Origin of the sequence: Kolteria novifilia, from assembly GCA_007748055.1 — a bacterium.
GTDB lineage: Bacteria > Planctomycetota > Planctomycetia > Kolteriales > Kolteriaceae > Kolteria > Kolteria novifilia.
Genome location: CP036279.1, coordinates 2485137 through 2499288 on the forward strand (window position 1 = coordinate 2485137; position 14152 = coordinate 2499288).

Annotated in this window: 11 protein-coding genes; 8 read left to right on the forward strand and 3 right to left on the reverse strand. The window is 62.8% G+C overall.

The features are described 5' to 3' along the window. Nucleotides 1–3: 3 nt before the first annotated feature. On the forward strand, nucleotides 4–2355 hold the full coding sequence (locus tag Pan216_RS09165) for a DUF1592 domain-containing protein (protein WP_145257701.1): 2352 nt from the start codon (nucleotides 4–6) through the stop codon (nucleotides 2353–2355). Beyond that, a complete protein-coding gene (locus Pan216_RS09170) occupies nucleotides 2352–3740 on the forward strand; it encodes a DUF1552 domain-containing protein (RefSeq protein ID WP_145257702.1) in 1389 nt (462 codons plus the stop codon). Before Pan216_RS09165 ends, Pan216_RS09170 begins: the two co-directional genes overlap by 4 nt. Nucleotides 3741–3898: 158 nt before the next feature. Here the strand turns inward: Pan216_RS09170 and Pan216_RS09175 are convergent, their stop codons facing one another. After that, nucleotides 3899–6802, reverse strand: coding sequence for a CHAT domain-containing tetratricopeptide repeat protein (locus Pan216_RS09175; protein ID WP_145257703.1), 2904 nt, complete (start codon nucleotides 6800–6802; stop codon nucleotides 3899–3901). Between the two features lie 161 nt (nucleotides 6803–6963). Between Pan216_RS09175 and Pan216_RS09180 the strand changes: the two genes are divergently transcribed. Further along, nucleotides 6964–7449 carry a 3'-5' exonuclease gene (locus Pan216_RS09180; protein ID WP_145257704.1) on the forward strand — a complete coding sequence of 162 codons (486 nt, stop codon included), beginning with the start codon at nucleotides 6964–6966 and terminating at the stop codon, nucleotides 7447–7449. Between the two features lie 53 nt (nucleotides 7450–7502). Next, on the forward strand, nucleotides 7503–8363 hold the full coding sequence (locus tag Pan216_RS09185; protein WP_145257705.1) for a class I SAM-dependent methyltransferase: 861 nt from the start codon (nucleotides 7503–7505) through the stop codon (nucleotides 8361–8363). Here Pan216_RS09185 and Pan216_RS09190 read toward each other — a convergent pair. Both Pan216_RS09190 and Pan216_RS09195 read right to left on the reverse strand, forming a co-directional pair. Next, nucleotides 8341–9630 carry an L-lactate MFS transporter gene (locus tag Pan216_RS09190; protein WP_145257706.1) on the reverse strand — a complete coding sequence of 430 codons (1290 nt, stop codon included), beginning with the start codon at nucleotides 9628–9630 and terminating at the stop codon, nucleotides 8341–8343. The genes Pan216_RS09185 and Pan216_RS09190 overlap by 23 nt on opposite strands. Nucleotides 9631–9885: 255 nt before the next feature. Next, nucleotides 9886–10521 carry an ankyrin repeat domain-containing protein gene (locus Pan216_RS09195; protein ID WP_419193444.1) on the reverse strand — a complete coding sequence of 212 codons (636 nt, stop codon included), beginning with the start codon at nucleotides 10519–10521 and terminating at the stop codon, nucleotides 9886–9888. 198 nt (nucleotides 10522–10719) lie between these two features. Here Pan216_RS09195 and Pan216_RS09200 point away from each other — a divergent pair, with 198 nt between their 5' ends. The 4 genes from Pan216_RS09200 to Pan216_RS09215 all read left to right on the forward strand — a co-directional run bounded on the left by Pan216_RS09200 (nucleotide 10720) and on the right by Pan216_RS09215 (nucleotide 14148). Further along, nucleotides 10720–11037, forward strand: a complete 318-nt coding sequence (locus tag Pan216_RS09200) for an ArsR/SmtB family transcription factor (RefSeq protein ID WP_419193445.1) — start codon at nucleotides 10720–10722, stop codon at nucleotides 11035–11037. Further along, complete coding sequence (locus Pan216_RS09205; RefSeq protein WP_145257709.1) at nucleotides 11030–11491, forward strand: SRPBCC family protein; 462 nt, start codon at nucleotides 11030–11032, stop codon at nucleotides 11489–11491. The genes Pan216_RS09200 and Pan216_RS09205 overlap by 8 nt, the downstream gene beginning before the upstream one ends. Before the next feature lie 32 nt (nucleotides 11492–11523). Further along, entirely contained in the window at nucleotides 11524–12120 is a 597-nt protein-coding gene (locus tag Pan216_RS09210; RefSeq protein ID WP_145257710.1) for a flavodoxin family protein, read from the forward strand. Between the two features lie 402 nt (nucleotides 12121–12522). Next, nucleotides 12523–14148 carry a phytoene desaturase family protein gene (locus Pan216_RS09215; protein ID WP_419193446.1) on the forward strand — a complete coding sequence of 542 codons (1626 nt, stop codon included), beginning with the start codon at nucleotides 12523–12525 and terminating at the stop codon, nucleotides 14146–14148. The last annotated feature ends 4 nt before the right edge of the window (nucleotides 14149–14152 follow it).

The window sequence follows — 14152 nt, forward strand, 5'->3', positions numbered from 1 at the left end:
CCGATGACTCTCTCACGCCTTTTGGTGATCTCCCTTTCGCTGCTCACGCCGTTTACGGTGTTTGAAGCTGCGGCCAACGAGCGCGAAGAGGACTTCGAGAAGAAGGTGCGCCCCAAGCTCACCCGACTCTGCGCCGACTGCCATTCTCCCGATGACGACGAGCATCCGATCACCTTTCTGCGGGCGACCACCGCGCGAGCGATGAGCGAGCAGCGTGGAATTTGGAAGAGCGTGGCCGAACAGCTCCGCAACCGCACGATGCCCCCATCCGATGCCGAGCAGCCGAGCGAGCAGGATCGCCTCGAGCTGGCAACGTGGATCGAAACGACGCTCCGCGAGAGCGCTCGGGAGCAGGGGCCCTTCGCCGGCTTTGTGACGACCCGCCGACTCAACCGTGAGGAGTACGCGCGGACCATCGAGAATCTGCTTGGTGTTCGAACCGATGCCGCGACCAGCTTCCCCGTCGACGGATCGGGAGGGGAGGGATTCAACAACAACGGCGAAACGCTCTTTTTGCCGCCGATCCTGATGGAGCGTTACCTCGACACCGCCGGCAAGGCGCTCGACGAGGCGATCGTCTCTCCCACGTACCGCGAGAGGTTCGCGCCCGGAGACTTTCTGGGCAAGGAGCCCCCGAAGGACGACCGGTCGCTGACGATTGCTCCGAAGAGCGAAGCGGCGGTGCTTGTGACGGTCTTCATCACGGGCAACTACTCGGTCGTGATCGATGCCCGGGCTCTGGAGTCGCCTTCGACGATGCAGGTCAAGGTCGACGGCATCCGGGTGGGACAACTGGCGATTGACGCCAAGGCGAAGAGCGACGGCGAGAAGAAGGAGTCGATCGTCGTGCGACTCAGCCGCGGCACCCACGCGATCGCGCTACGAACCATTGGCCAGACGCCGATCGAGGTCGCGTCGCTCGCGGTCGCCGAACGACGCAAGAGTCCCTCGTCCCAACGCGTGGCCAATCACGTCAAACTCATCGGCTCCAAGCCCGGCGAAGTACCCAAGGATCGAGACCGAGCGGCGCGGGAGATCGTTTCCCGGTTCGCACGCCGCGCCTTCCGGCGTCCCGTGAGCGAGGCGGAACTGAAACCCTTTCTCGCGCTCTACGAGCGTTCGGCATCGCGCGACGATCCCTTCGAGGAGTCGATCAAACTGGCGCTCAAGGGAGTCCTCGTGTCTCCGGCCTTCCTCTTCCGCATCGAGGCGGAGCCGACCTCGACCGAGCGGGAGCCGCTCGACGATCACGAGTTGGCGGTGCGTCTCTCCTATTTCCTCTGGTCGACGATGCCCGACGAGGAACTCTTCCGGCTGGCGGGCGAAGGGAAACTTCACCAGGACGAGGTGCTTATCGCCCAAGTCGATCGCATGCTCGACGACCCCAAGGCGGACTACTTCGCCGAGAGCTTCATGGGACAGTGGCTCGGAACCAACGACGTCGGGGCTCGGGTCGCACCGAGCACGTCGACCTTCAAGGGAGAGTTCACGACGGAGCTACTGTTGGACATGCGCGAAGAGCCGGCGCGTTTCTTCGGTCATCTGATCGCCTCGGACGGATCGCTGCTCGACTTGCTCGACTCGGACTATGCCGTGATCAACGCCCGGCTGGCCAAGCACTACGGCTACGTCAAGGAGGAGAAGAAGGACGGCGAGAAGAAGCCGTGGCCCTGGAGTCAGAACCCCAAGAAGGGCTCCGGTGGGCCGTTCAAGCGGTTTCCGTTGCCGGACGATCGTCGCGGAGGGCTTCTGGGGATGGGCGGCGTTCATCTGCGGACGTCGTATCCCAGCCGAACGAGTCCCGTGTTGCGGGGTGGTTGGGTGCTTGAGACCTTGCTCGGCGTTCACCTCCCGTCGCCGCCTCCCGACGTCCCCGAACTGAAGATCAACAAGAAGAAACAGACGGTTCGCGAGCAACTCGCCCTTCATCGCGACAATCCCTCGTGCGCGGCGTGCCACAATCTCATGGATCCGATCGGGTTTTCGTTGGAGAATTTCGACGTCCTGGGCCGCTGGCGCGAGGAACAGAACAAGGCGCCGATCGATGCTTCCGCTTCCCTACCGACGGGGGAGACGTTCGAAGGTCCTGGGGGCCTAAAGAAGGCGCTGCTCGGGAAGAAGGATCAGTTCCTTCGCCATCTCACGGGCAAGATGCTCGGTTACGCCCTGGGGCGGAGCCTTGTCGATCGCGACGATCACACGATCTTGGCGATCGCCGACAAACTCGAGGATTCGGGCTATCGCACGCGGGTTCTGGTCCGCGAGATCGCGCTCAGCCCGCCCTTCCGCGAACGCCAACGTGAATCAGAAGACGTCCGTTCGAAACCCGGCAAGACGGTGAGTTCTCAACCATGAAACGACTGCCTCTTTCTCGACGAACCTTCCTACGTGGTGCTGGGGCCGCGGTCGCGCTTCCGTGGCTTGAGGCGATGACCCCGCGGAGTCTTGCCGAAGGGGCCGACGGGATGCGACTCGACAAGCCGCCGTTGCGGGCCGCGTTTCTGTTCAAACCCAACGGCGTCTACCCGAAGCACTTCACGCCGAAGGGGGACGCGGAGGACTACGAACTGACCCCGATGCTTCGCTCGCTCGCGAAGGTGAAGGGGGACTACTCGCTGCTCGAAAACCTCTGGAACGAGCAGACGGTCGGGCGCAACGGACACTGGCCGAAGGTGCCCGCGTTTCTCTCGGGTGGCTACGTTGTCCGGACATCGGGTCGCGACATGGACACCGGGGGAACGTCCGTCGACCAGTTGATGGCGCATCGACTTGGCGCTCAAACGCCGCTGCCCTCGCTTGAACTCGGCGTTGACGAAGCGTACACCGGCGTCGACAACGTGGGGGGCGGCTTCACCCGCATCTACGGATCGCACATCGCGTGGCGCGATCCGCACACGCCGGTGCCGAAGGAAATCGTCCCTCAGCTCGCGTTCGATCGGCTGTTTCGGACCGGTCCATCGATCCCGGTCGTCTCGGGGTTCAAACTCGATCAACCCGCGGTGACGCGGGCGTTGGCTCGCGACGATATCAGCGTGCTCGATAGCGTTCTGGAAGACGCCAAATCGCTGCGGCGCCGGATCAGCACCAGCGACCGGACGAAGATGGAAGAGTACCTCGAGTCGGTCCGTTCGGTCGAACGACGGCTGGAGAACGCCCTGAAGCCCCAAAAACGCTGGATGAACGAGGGCGATTTCGAGGTCCCGCGACCGAAGCCCGGCATCCCCGCGACCCACCAAGAGCACGTCCGGCTGATGCTCGACATCATGCTGCTGGCGTTCTGGACCGACTCGACCCGCGTGTCGACCTTCATGTTCGGCAACGCCCAGACAGGGCGCAACTTCTCCTTCATCGATGGGGTCAAGAGCAGCTATCACGGCATCTCGCACCATCGCAACGACCCCAAGCGGATCGCGGAGTACGAGAAGATCGGCACCTGGCACATCGAGCAGTTCGCCTATTTCCTGGAGAAGATGAAGTCGATTTCCGAAGGGGAGTCGACCTTGCTCGACAACAGCATGGTGATGTTCGGATCGACGCTTCGCGACGGCAACAAGCACGACCCGCACGATCTTCCGATCATCCTTGCCGGTCGCGGCGGGGGGAGTCTCCGGCCGGGCAGACGCATCCGGTTCACCCGCGATACGCCGCTGTGCAATCTCTACCTCTCGATGCTTGAACGAATGGGCATCGAGGAGAAGCGATTCGGCGACAGCACCGGGAAACTCCGGGGGCTCGGCTGATCGTCGCCAGCCGCGGCAAGAGCCAACCCTTGAGACGGAGCGTCGTGCTCTGGTCCATCAGAATCCTCGGGGTACCACCGGCTATTTGTCAGCCGGTGCGTTCGTGTTGGGGGACTCCAACACCCTGGTCGATTCTTGTCGAATAACCCCGGGGGCGATCAGTCGCGTTCGGGCGGGCCGGTGTAGATGAAGGCCGCCCAATGATAGGGATGGGTCGATTCTCGGCCCGCTACCTTGGAACGCATGAAGTCGAGCTTCGCCGAACGAAGGGCCTCGTTGCGACCCTCGCCCGCGGCGAGATGTTTCCAGTAGTACTCGAGGATGACCGTCGAATCGACGACGGTGACCGACCAGAGCGTCGAGACAACCGCCTGGGCGCCGGCGAGTTGGAACGCCTGACGTAGCCCCGCGACGCCCTCGCCGTTACGCACATCCCCCAATCCCGATTGGCATGCTTGAAGGATGACCAACTCCGTTCCCCGTAGGTCGGTGCCGACGATGTCGAGCCCGGTGAGGATGCCGTCCTCGCCAACAGCCTCCTGATTCTCCTTGGGGTTGTTGCCGCCCGCGAGGCCCAGCCCGCAGCGAGCCAGCGGGTTTTGGATCATCGTGTGCAAGGTGTATTTCTTGCCGATGCCGACGAGTCCGAGCAGCCCGCTCAAGTCGACGAGGTCGAGTTTGAGGGGAATGAAGGTGCCGTGCGTCGTCATCATGATCAGGCGGGGACTCTTCGCCTTTTTGAAGTTGCCTTCGTTGGCGGCGGTGCCGGTGAAGAAGTGAGGCTCGTGAAGCAAGTACTGCCGCAGCGAGGGGAGAAGCATTTGGGCGGACTGTTCGCCGTTGGGTACGGGATGAAACCGGCGATGGGGTTCCTCTTCGTCGTCGGGCTCGGCGGCGGCTTGCAGTCGTCGCGTCACCTTCGCGCGAACCGGTCGCGTCTTCGGCTTGGGTGGCGTCTTGGGCGCGGCCGGTTTCTTCGTCGCGTCCCTGACGATGGATGTCGCCGGCGGCCGAGAACCATCCAAGATCGCATCGTAGTCGGGGTTGGCGAAGACCATCGCCCGACTCGTGGGATACGTCTCCTCCGAGAGGATCAGCTCGCGGCCGGTGGTGCTGTAGGTGACGAGATGGTTCTCGATCGCATCCTTGCCATCCGAGAGTGGCAGCGCCGACCAGGGGAAGAGCCATAGGGACGAATCGGCGCTGATGATCCACTGAAAGCGGCCCTTGATTTTCTCTTCCATGGGACGCAGGACCAACTCGGCGATGGCGGCGAGCTGCGCGCGCATCTTCTTCTCGCTCGGGAGGGCGTGGAAGGCGAGCCGCCCGATGATCTGGGGCGGCTCGACGGTATTGCGAAAGTCATCGATTGCTTGGTCGATCTCCTCCGCCTTGCCGAGGTAGACGACGTCGACCTCCTCGTGGTCGGGATAGACGAGCCACGCCGCGTAGCGAGCGGAGCTGTAGTCCTTGTCGTCCCCCTCGGCGTAGAAGTTGTACGGCCAGAAACGGGCGATGTTGATGAAGACGCCATCTTTGGGGAGCGCCTCGCGTATCTCGTCGAGTTCGACCCAAGGATCGGTCGACTCGTCGATCTGGTCGGACTGCTTGAGCCAGTGGAGAAGCTGCCGTTCCTTGTATTCCAGCTTGAGCATTTGGACTTGCCAGGCGAGAAACCCGCCCTCGTTCTCCGAAGGCATGTTGAAAGCCGACAGTTCCCCCTTGAGGTCGTTGAGTTGCTCGAAGAGCTTGGCGGTGATGGGGTCGGTGGCGTCCCGTAGTTTCAGGTAGCGCCGCGCGGTCGCCTCCTGGGCGATCGATTTGCCGTTGAGCAACCACTCGGCCGACTTGGCGACGATCTGGGGATCGTCCTCCGCGAGCAGTCCCAGTGTCAGCGCGGCCGAAAGGGGGCCCGCCTCGAAGTCGCGCAGGTACATCAGTTGCTCGCGTTCGGTCAGTCCCCAAATCGCGCCGGTCACGTGGCGAAGGGAACGCCGCCGCGAGTCATGAATGATCTCCATCGCCTCGGAGGAATTGCCCTGAGCTTGGTGGAGGTAGGCCAAATTCTTGTAGAGCGAGATCGTTTGGCGATGGTTCTCGCCGAGTTCCCGTTTGGCGATCTGGACGGCTTGCTGGAGCGTTCGCCGCGCTTCGTCGAACTCGCCGGTCCGCTTGCAGAGGCGAGCGACGTGGTCGAGGCTGTTGATGGTTCCCGGATGGCGGGTGCCGTGGGCCCGCTTGCGGATCGCCGCCGATTGCTTGAAGTAAGTCTTCGCCTTCTCGTAGTCCCCCTCGCGTTCGTAGAGTCCACCGAGATGGGCGTAGCTCTGGGCCATGTCGGGGTCGTCGTGAGCGAGAACCTCCTTGCGGATTTCGAGGGCCTCTTCCAGCAGCGGTTTCGCTTTCTCGTCCTGACCGCGGGATAGGTGCAAGCCGCCGATCAGGGTGAGGCTTTCGGCGGTGTCGGTGTGTTTGTCGCCGTAGACTTTGCGGCGGATCGCGAGGGCCTTCTCGTGGTGGTACTGGGCGGCGATTTCGTCTCCCATGCCGGTGAGCAGGGTGCCGAAGTCGGTGTGGGCGTCGGCGGTCTTCGGGTCTTCCGGGCCGAAGCGTTCGCGGGCGATTTTGAGAGAGGTTTCGAGATAGTTCTTGGCCGATCCGTAGTCGCCCATCCGGGCGGCGATCGAGCCGGTCGTTCGCAAGGTGTCGTGAAAATCCTCGTGGCCTTCACCGAGAGTCTGTTGTTGAATCTTGAGGGCTTTCTCGAGGTACTCCCGGCCCTCGGCGTGCCTGCCGACGCGCGAGAGCATGACCCCAAGGTTGTGATACCCGCGGGCGGTTTCGGCGTGACCGGTTCCAAAGACCTGCTCGCGGACTTTGACGGCTTGCTCGGCGGTTTCGAGGGCATCCTTGGTGCGGCCGTCGTTGAACATCTGCACCGCGCGATTGTGGAGCCGGTTGGCGACCGCGAGCTTGCGTTGTTGCGAGATGTTCTGAGCGAGGAGGGGGGAAGCGGCGAGGATAGCGAGATAGAGGGCCACGAGCGACGTGCAGGACTTCATGTTCGTTCCGTCTTGGTGAGTACCTTGTCAACGAGGGAACCGTCGATGAGTCATTCAGCGTACCAGGATCCGTCGCGCCACTCAACGCCGGCATTGGGTAAGGAAGTCCATTTCTCGAGACATCAGCGAGGGGTCGGGAGAGAGCGTCTCCGGAGGGTAAAGTGAGCGAGATCATCGAGATCGGCGTCTGCCCGGTCGACGCGGAGAGCCTCACGCGGATGGAGAAGCGAAGCATCCTCATCAAACCGGTCCGCTCGCGGATCTGTGGCTTCCGCACGACGTTGACGACCTTGACGACCGAGTTGCTCACCGACGCGGGCACCTTCGCCCAGGCTTGCAAGACGCTCAAGAGCGAGTACCATGCCCGGTCGCGGCTCTGGGCCAGTTGGGGCGATTATGATCGGCGGCAGTTCGAGGGCGTCGGCAAGGAGCTTGGCGTGGGCTATCCCTTCGGCACAAGTCATCTGAACGTCAAGTCGCTCTTCGCCACGGCTCTTGGGAGCACTCGCGAGATGGGTGTCGCCGGTGCCTTCGAGCGGCTCGGGCTCACCATGGAGGGGACCCATCATCGCGGCGACGACGACGCTTGGAACATCGCCGAGATCCTCTGCCGGCTGCTTCGGTTGATGCGAGAGGGCCTGATGTGACCGAGAAGAGACGGGCTGCCCAATAGCTTTACCATCACGCAAAGGGATCGCTCATGGAGATTCGCTCACACAATCGTCGGGCTTGGGACCGACAAGTCGACGAGGGAAACCGTTGGACGGTGCCCGTCACGCCCGAGGCGATTGAACGGGCACGACGAGGCGAACTCGCCATCGTCTTGACGCCAACGATTTCCGTACCCCTTGAGTGGTTTCCGAAACTGAAGGGGACAAAGACGCTATGTCTGGCATCCGGAGGCGGGCAACAGGGACCGTTGCTCGCCGCGGCGGGAGCGAACGTGACGGTGGTGGACAACTCACCGAAGCAACTTGCGCAGGATCGCTTGGTCGCGGAACGGGAGGGGCTTTCGATCGAGACGGTGGAAGGTGACATGGCCGACCTCTCGCCGTTTGAAGCTGCCTCGTTTGACTTGATTGTTCATCCATGCTCGAACTGTTTCGTTCCCGAGGTGCGACCGGTATGGCGCGAATGCTATCGCGTCCTTCGTCCTCGCGGGAGCCTGCTATCCGGATTCAGCAACCCTATTCGATACGTCTTCGACGACGAAGCCATGGATCGAGGCGAATTCGAAGTTCGTCACGCCATTCCCTATTCCGACGTTCTGGAGATGAATCGCGGCAGGTCGGATTCAGATCGAACGGTCGAAGTGACGAAGCATCCCCTCGAATTCGGACATACACTCGACGATCAAATTGGGGGCCAAATCGAAGCCGGTTTTGTGATCGCTGGTTTCTACGAGGACAAATTCGGAGATGACGAGGACGATCCCATCTCCGACTATCTCTCCTCCTTCATCGCGATGCGTGCGCTGAAACTCGATGGAGAAGAGATGACGTCCTTGGTGCAGTCCTCAAATGGCGAAACGTCTCGGACTACGCCGCCGTCGGCCGAGTGACGAAGCGGCTGAGGATCACGGCGAGGAACATTAGCGTTCCCGAGATGTAAAAGGCGGTGTCGAGCGTGCCGGTCATGTCGCGCAAATAGCCGGCGAGCTGCGGCACGAAAAAGGCGATGCCCCATCCCAGAAAGACCAAGCCGTACTTGCTGCCTAGGTCGTTGGCGCCGAAATAGTCGGCGGTCATCGCGGGCATCAGCGACAGGCCGCCGCCGTACTGCCAGAAGGCGACCCCGACCGTTAGGAAGACGAGCGCGACGCTGCCCGAGTGCATGATCGTCGGCGTGAGAAAGAGGCACGCCACCGACGCCAAGCCGTTGATGAGGTAGGCGCCCTGGCGACCGATCTTGTCGGAGTAGACCCCGGTGCCGACACGGCCGGCGGCGTTGATGAAGCCGCCGAACGAAGCGAGTAGCCACGCGTTGGCCGCGAGGAAGCCGACTCCCTGCGTCGTCTCCTGGAGAATCCCCTTGGCGTTGGCGATGACGAGCAATCCCGACTGCGCCGAGGCGACAAAGAGCACGACCATCGCGTAGAACTGCCAGGTGCCGAGCATCTGCCGCATCGACATACCCGTGGGAACGCTGGCGGGGGCGCTCGAGGAGTTGGCCGGCGCTGCCGGTTGATAGTCACTCGGAGGCGTCGCCAAGAGCTGGGCCGCGCCGACGACCACGATCGAGAAGAAGATCCCAAGACCGATGAAGGTTCCGGAGATGCCGACGCGTCCGATGAGGAACTCCGCCAACGGCGCGATGTAGATCGCCGCGGCGCCGTAACCTCCCACGACGAGGCCGGCGACCAACCCGCGACGTTCCGGCCCGAACCACTTCACCGCGGCGGGGGTCGCGGCGGCATATCCGAGCCCCATCCCGATGCCCCCCATCAGGCCGAAACCGCCGACCAAGCCCCAATAGCTACGGCTAAATCCCGCGATCAGGCAGCCGCCGCCGAGGAAGAGACCGCCGAGCGTCGCCCCGAGACGCGGGCCGAGTCTGTCTTGCAAGATGCCGCCGGGGATCATGAAGAGGGCGAAGGTGATGCCGCAGATCGCGTAGGCCCACGTCGCTTGGGCGTCGGTCAGGTAGTGCCAGCCTTCGTTGAGCCCCGTCATCGCGGTGCCGGGCGGGTACTCGGCTTTACCGATGAGGTTGGCCTTCCAGATACTCCAGGCGTAAAGGATACCCAGACATAGGTTGATGGCGGTTCCCGAAAAAACGACCACCCAGGCGCGCATCGGCGTCTGGGTACGGGCGACCGTTTCTGGCATGTTCGTCTCCTGGCCCCTGGTTCCCCTCGTCGATCCCTCGTGAGTGACGGACCGACGGCATCGGTGATGAGGGCGACATTGTAGCAGTGTTGCGACAGGCGTGCGGGAACCTTTTCGACTCCCGACCACTTTCCCGTCCCGAGCCGCCCGACCCGCTGCCACTCGTCCCCAAAGTAGGCGTGGCTTGTGGCCCACCAGGAGCGCCAACCGCCGATTTTGTCAGGCAATGGCCTGACCTACGGAAGACCTTGCCGTTCAGGGGATGCAGGCGAGGTACTCGACGGCCTTCTTGCGTTTCTCCAGTTGCGCTAAACCGAGGGCGGTCCGGTTCTCGGCCCAGGGGAGCTTGCAGGGGATCGACGGATCGGCGCCGTTGTCGATCAACACCGTCAACGCCTCGACGTTGTTGGCGCGGGCGGCAAGCATCAAGGCGGTTAGCGACGTGTTCGGCGGTCCGTCGACGGCGGCCCCTTTGTCGAGAAGCGCTTGAATGACCTCCGGCTTGCACTCCTGGACGGCGAACTTGAGGGCCGTCATCTCGTCCTCGTTCCGGACGTAGTCGACATCGGCGCCCGCCTCGAGAAGTTGCATCGCGACCTTCGAGCCCTTGGTCTTGCCGAGCGAACAGGCGGCCATCAGTGGCGTCATGTCGTACGCACCAGGCTTGTCGAGGTCGGCGCCGAACTTCAGCAATAGCCCGACGACCTTCGTCAGGCCCAGTTCCGCGGCCCCGGCCAACGCCGTAGAGCGGGTGACGCTCGAGACCGCGTTGATGTCGGCCCCATCGTCGAGGAGAAGCCGGAACTCCTTCACCATGCCGCGGGCGGCGGCGATGGCGACGGCGTCGTCCGCCGACGGCGCCGCGATGCCGTGAAACTTCTTGGATCCCATGAACCCTCTCCCGCGAAATCGTCGATTGCCCCGCATCGAGAATGCCCAAGTCCCGCCATCGGTTCCAGGACGAACTTGGCACAGCGGCCGAACGGAGAAAGTTGTGCCCGTTGCGTGGAGCGCCGGACGATCTCGTTCGCGGAAGACTCCGCTTGACATGCAACCGTTTGGTTGCATAATCGGGTGATGGACGAAGCCATGGACAAGGTGTTCCGGGCGCTTGCCGATCCAGGTCGACGACGGCTCCTCGATCGTTTGCACGAAGAGAACGGGCAAACGCTGGCGCAGCTTTGCGCGCCCTTGGCGATGAGTCGGCAGGCGGTCACCAAACACTTGGCGATCTTGGAGGAAGCGAACCTGGTGGTCGCTGTTCGCAAAGGGCGCGAGAAACGGCACTACCTCAATCCCGTGCCCATCCACGACATCGCCGAGCGATGGATTCACAAGTTCGAACAGGGGCGTCTTCGTGCCCTGGCGGATCTCAAGAAGAAGCTTGAAGGAGAGGCCGATGGCTGATTCGCGGTTGGTCTATGTCACCACCATTCGGACGACGCCCGAGAAGCTGTGGCTGGCCCTCCTCGATCCCGAGTTCACCTGTCAATACTGGTTCGGGACGCGCCACGAGTGCTCTTGGGAAGCGAACGCTGATTGGAAGCTCATGACTCCCGACGGTCGCGTCGGCTACAGCGGCGAGGTGCTCGAGATCGATCCGCCGCGTCGCTTGGTCCTGTCGTGGCGGGCGGAGTTCCGACCGGAGTGGCGAGAGGAAGGTCACTCGAGGGTCACCTTTGAGCTCGAGCGGTGTGGAGCGTCGGTGAAGCTCACCGTTGTCCACGAGATCGACAAGCCGGAATCGAAGCTGCTCGGCACGTTGTCGAAAGGATGGCCACGCTTGCTCGCGAGCTTGAAGAGTCTTCTCGAGACCGGGGAATCGCTCGCCGAAACCCGCGAGTGGCCCAAGGGATTCTGAGTCACCATTGGTCGATGTTCCAGGAGAACAAAATGGCAGAAGCGGATCAAAGCGTGCTTGTCGCGGTGGTCTATCACAGTGGCTACGGGCACACGGCCAAGCAGGCCGAAGCGGTCGCCGAGGGCGCGGCGAGTGCCAGCGGGGTCGAGTCGCGTCTCTTCTCGGTCGAGGAGGTTGATGGAGCGTGGGAGGAACTCGAGCGCGCCGAGGCGATCATTTTCGGCACGCCGACCTACATGGGCGGGCCGTCGGCTCCGTTCAAGACATTTGAGGATGCGACCTCGCACGTCATGATGGCGGGCAAGTGGAAGGACAAGATCGCCGCGGGTTTCACCAACTCGGGCTCCCGCTCGGGGGACAAGCTCGCGACGCTTATCCAACTCGCCATCTTCGCCGCCCAACACGGGATGCACTGGGTCAACCTCGGGCTTCCTCCCGCCAATCACTCCTCGACCGGCTCGGAAGAGGATCTCAATCGGCTCGGGTTCTTCCTCGGGGCCGGAGCTCAGTCGAACGTCGACGAAGGTCCCGAGACGGCTCCTCCCGAAGCCGACTTGGCGACCGCTCGTCATCTCGGCCGTCGCGTCGCCCTGGTCGCGCGGCAGTTCGCGTCGAGCGTGACGACGTAGTCGACCCGGAGGAGAACGTTTCTCGCGAATTGCTAGGCTGACCTAGGCTTCGTCTCAAAAGTTGATCGTCGGCCCGAGACACAGCGAGTTGGTGGGGGACGAGGAGGTCGAAACAGGCGAATCCGTTGGATTCGTCGATGCAGACCGACAAAGTCCCGCGGCAACTTAGCCAGCCGAAGCCAGAGCCGACTTTTGAGACGGAGCCTAGTGTTCTGATTGGCAAGTTCGTTCATGAAGTCTCGGCCCTGTGATCCTGCGGGAGTTCGCCCAATCACAGGCGTTCCACGCATGCCCACGGCGAGCGTGGGCATGGCCCCCAGGAGATCTCTTGGCAATGAATTGACCAATCAGGAGCCTAGGACGAGTCATCTTGTCGTCGATCCCTTGCCAGCGAGGAACGCCGTGAACATTGGGACATCCTACAAGCAGCATCCCATCGACGGTGACTACGACGTCATCGTCATCGGTTCGGGCATCGGGGGGCTGGCAGCCGCGGCGCTGCTGTCCAAACATGCGGGCAAACGGGTGCTCGTGCTCGAACGCCACTACACCGCCGGCGGCTTCACGCATACTTTCCATCGTCCCGGGTACGACTGGGATGTCGGCGTTCACTACATCGGCGGCGTCTTCGATCCCGATTCCTCGCTCTGTCAGCTCTTCGACGATGTCACCGACGCCGGCCTCCAGTGGGCGGACATGGGCGAGGTTTACGATCGCATCATCATCGGCGAGGATTCGTACGACCTCGTGAAGGGGAAGGAGGCATTTCGCGCCAGGCTCAAGGAGTACTTTCCCAAGGAAGCACGCGCGATTGATCGCTACCTGAAGGAACTGGAGTCGACGGTCGGTTGGGCCGATCTCTACTTCGCGGAGAAGTGCCTTCCCACCTTCTTGTCGCGTCTCGTCGGCGGGTTCATGCGGTGGCCGCTCGCGCGAAAGGCGAAGCGAACGACGCTCGAGACCCTCGCGACGCTGACGTCGGACCAACGGCTGATCGGCGTTCTGGCCGGGCAGTACGGCGACTACGGGCTACCTCCCGCGCAGAGCAGCTTCTTCGTCCACGCGCTGGTCGCTTATCACTACCTCGAAGGGGCGGCCTATCCCGTTGGCGGTTCCGCGACCATCGCCCAGACGATGCTTCCGGTCATCGAGGCGGGAGGAGGCGCGGTCTATACCAATGCCGACGTCCAAGAGATCGTCATCGACAAAGACCGGGCCGTGGGAGTACGGCTAGCCGACGACAACGAGTTGCGGGCACCGTTGATCATTAGCGACGCGGGAGTGCCCACGACACTGGGGAAACTGCTGCCGGAAGAGACCCGGAGGAAGCACCGCTTCGATGAACTGATGAGCCGGCACACCGACTCGATCGCCCACGTTTCACTCTACATCGGATTGAAGCAGACGGCCGCCGAACTTGGGCTCTCGAAGACCAATCTGTGGGTCTACCCCAATCACGATCACGACCGCAACGTCGAACGACTCCGCGACGATCCGGACGCGCCCTTCCCGTGCGTTTACCTCTCCTTTCCCTCCGCGAAAGATCCCGATTTCGAGCAGCGCCATCCGGGCCACGCGACGATCGAGGTGATCAGCATGGCGCCCTACGCGTGGTTCGAGTCGTGGAAAGAGACGCGCTGGAAGAAGCGGGGCGACGACTACGACGCGTTCAAGGAGGAACTCAGCGAGCGATTGCTCGAGACGCTCTACGTTCATTGTCCGCAGGTGAAGGGGAAGATCGACACGATGGAGCTATCGACGCCGTTGTCGACCGAGCACTTCATGGGACATCGCAAGGGCGCGATCTACGGTCTCGCCGCGACGCCTGCTCGGTTTCTGGAGAAACGGTTGCGTCCTCGGACGGCGATTAAGGGACTCTACCTGACGGGGACCGACATTTGCACGCTCGGGGTCGCCGGTGCGCTTTCGGGAGGATTCTTGACGGCGTCGGCGATCGCGGGGCGGGATCTTCGTGGCGCGGTCGCGAAGGGGGCCGAGGAGGCTCGCGCCAAGCGGGCGACCTCGTGACCGG

Excerpts from the sequence above, each read along its gene's own strand:
- Pan216_RS09165 (WP_145257701.1), top strand. The coding sequence starts at position 4 with ATGACTCTCTCACGCCTTTTGGTGATCTCCCTTTCGCTGCTCACGCCG.
- Pan216_RS09170 (WP_145257702.1), top strand. The coding sequence starts at position 2,352 with ATGAAACGACTGCCTCTTTCTCGACGAACCTTCCTACGTGGTGCTGGG.
- Pan216_RS09175 (WP_145257703.1), bottom strand. The coding sequence starts at position 6,802 with ATGAAGTCCTGCACGTCGCTCGTGGCCCTCTATCTCGCTATCCTCGCC.
- Pan216_RS09185 (WP_145257705.1), top strand. The coding sequence starts at position 7,503 with ATGGAGATTCGCTCACACAATCGTCGGGCTTGGGACCGACAAGTCGAC.
- Pan216_RS09190 (WP_145257706.1), bottom strand. The coding sequence starts at position 9,630 with ATGCCAGAAACGGTCGCCCGTACCCAGACGCCGATGCGCGCCTGGGTG.
- Pan216_RS09195 (WP_419193444.1), bottom strand. The coding sequence starts at position 10,521 with ATGGGATCCAAGAAGTTTCACGGCATCGCGGCGCCGTCGGCGGACGAC.
- Pan216_RS09200 (WP_419193445.1), top strand. The coding sequence starts at position 10,720 with ATGGACAAGGTGTTCCGGGCGCTTGCCGATCCAGGTCGACGACGGCTC.
- Pan216_RS09205 (WP_145257709.1), top strand. The coding sequence starts at position 11,030 with ATGGCTGATTCGCGGTTGGTCTATGTCACCACCATTCGGACGACGCCC.
- Pan216_RS09210 (WP_145257710.1), top strand. The coding sequence starts at position 11,524 with ATGGCAGAAGCGGATCAAAGCGTGCTTGTCGCGGTGGTCTATCACAGT.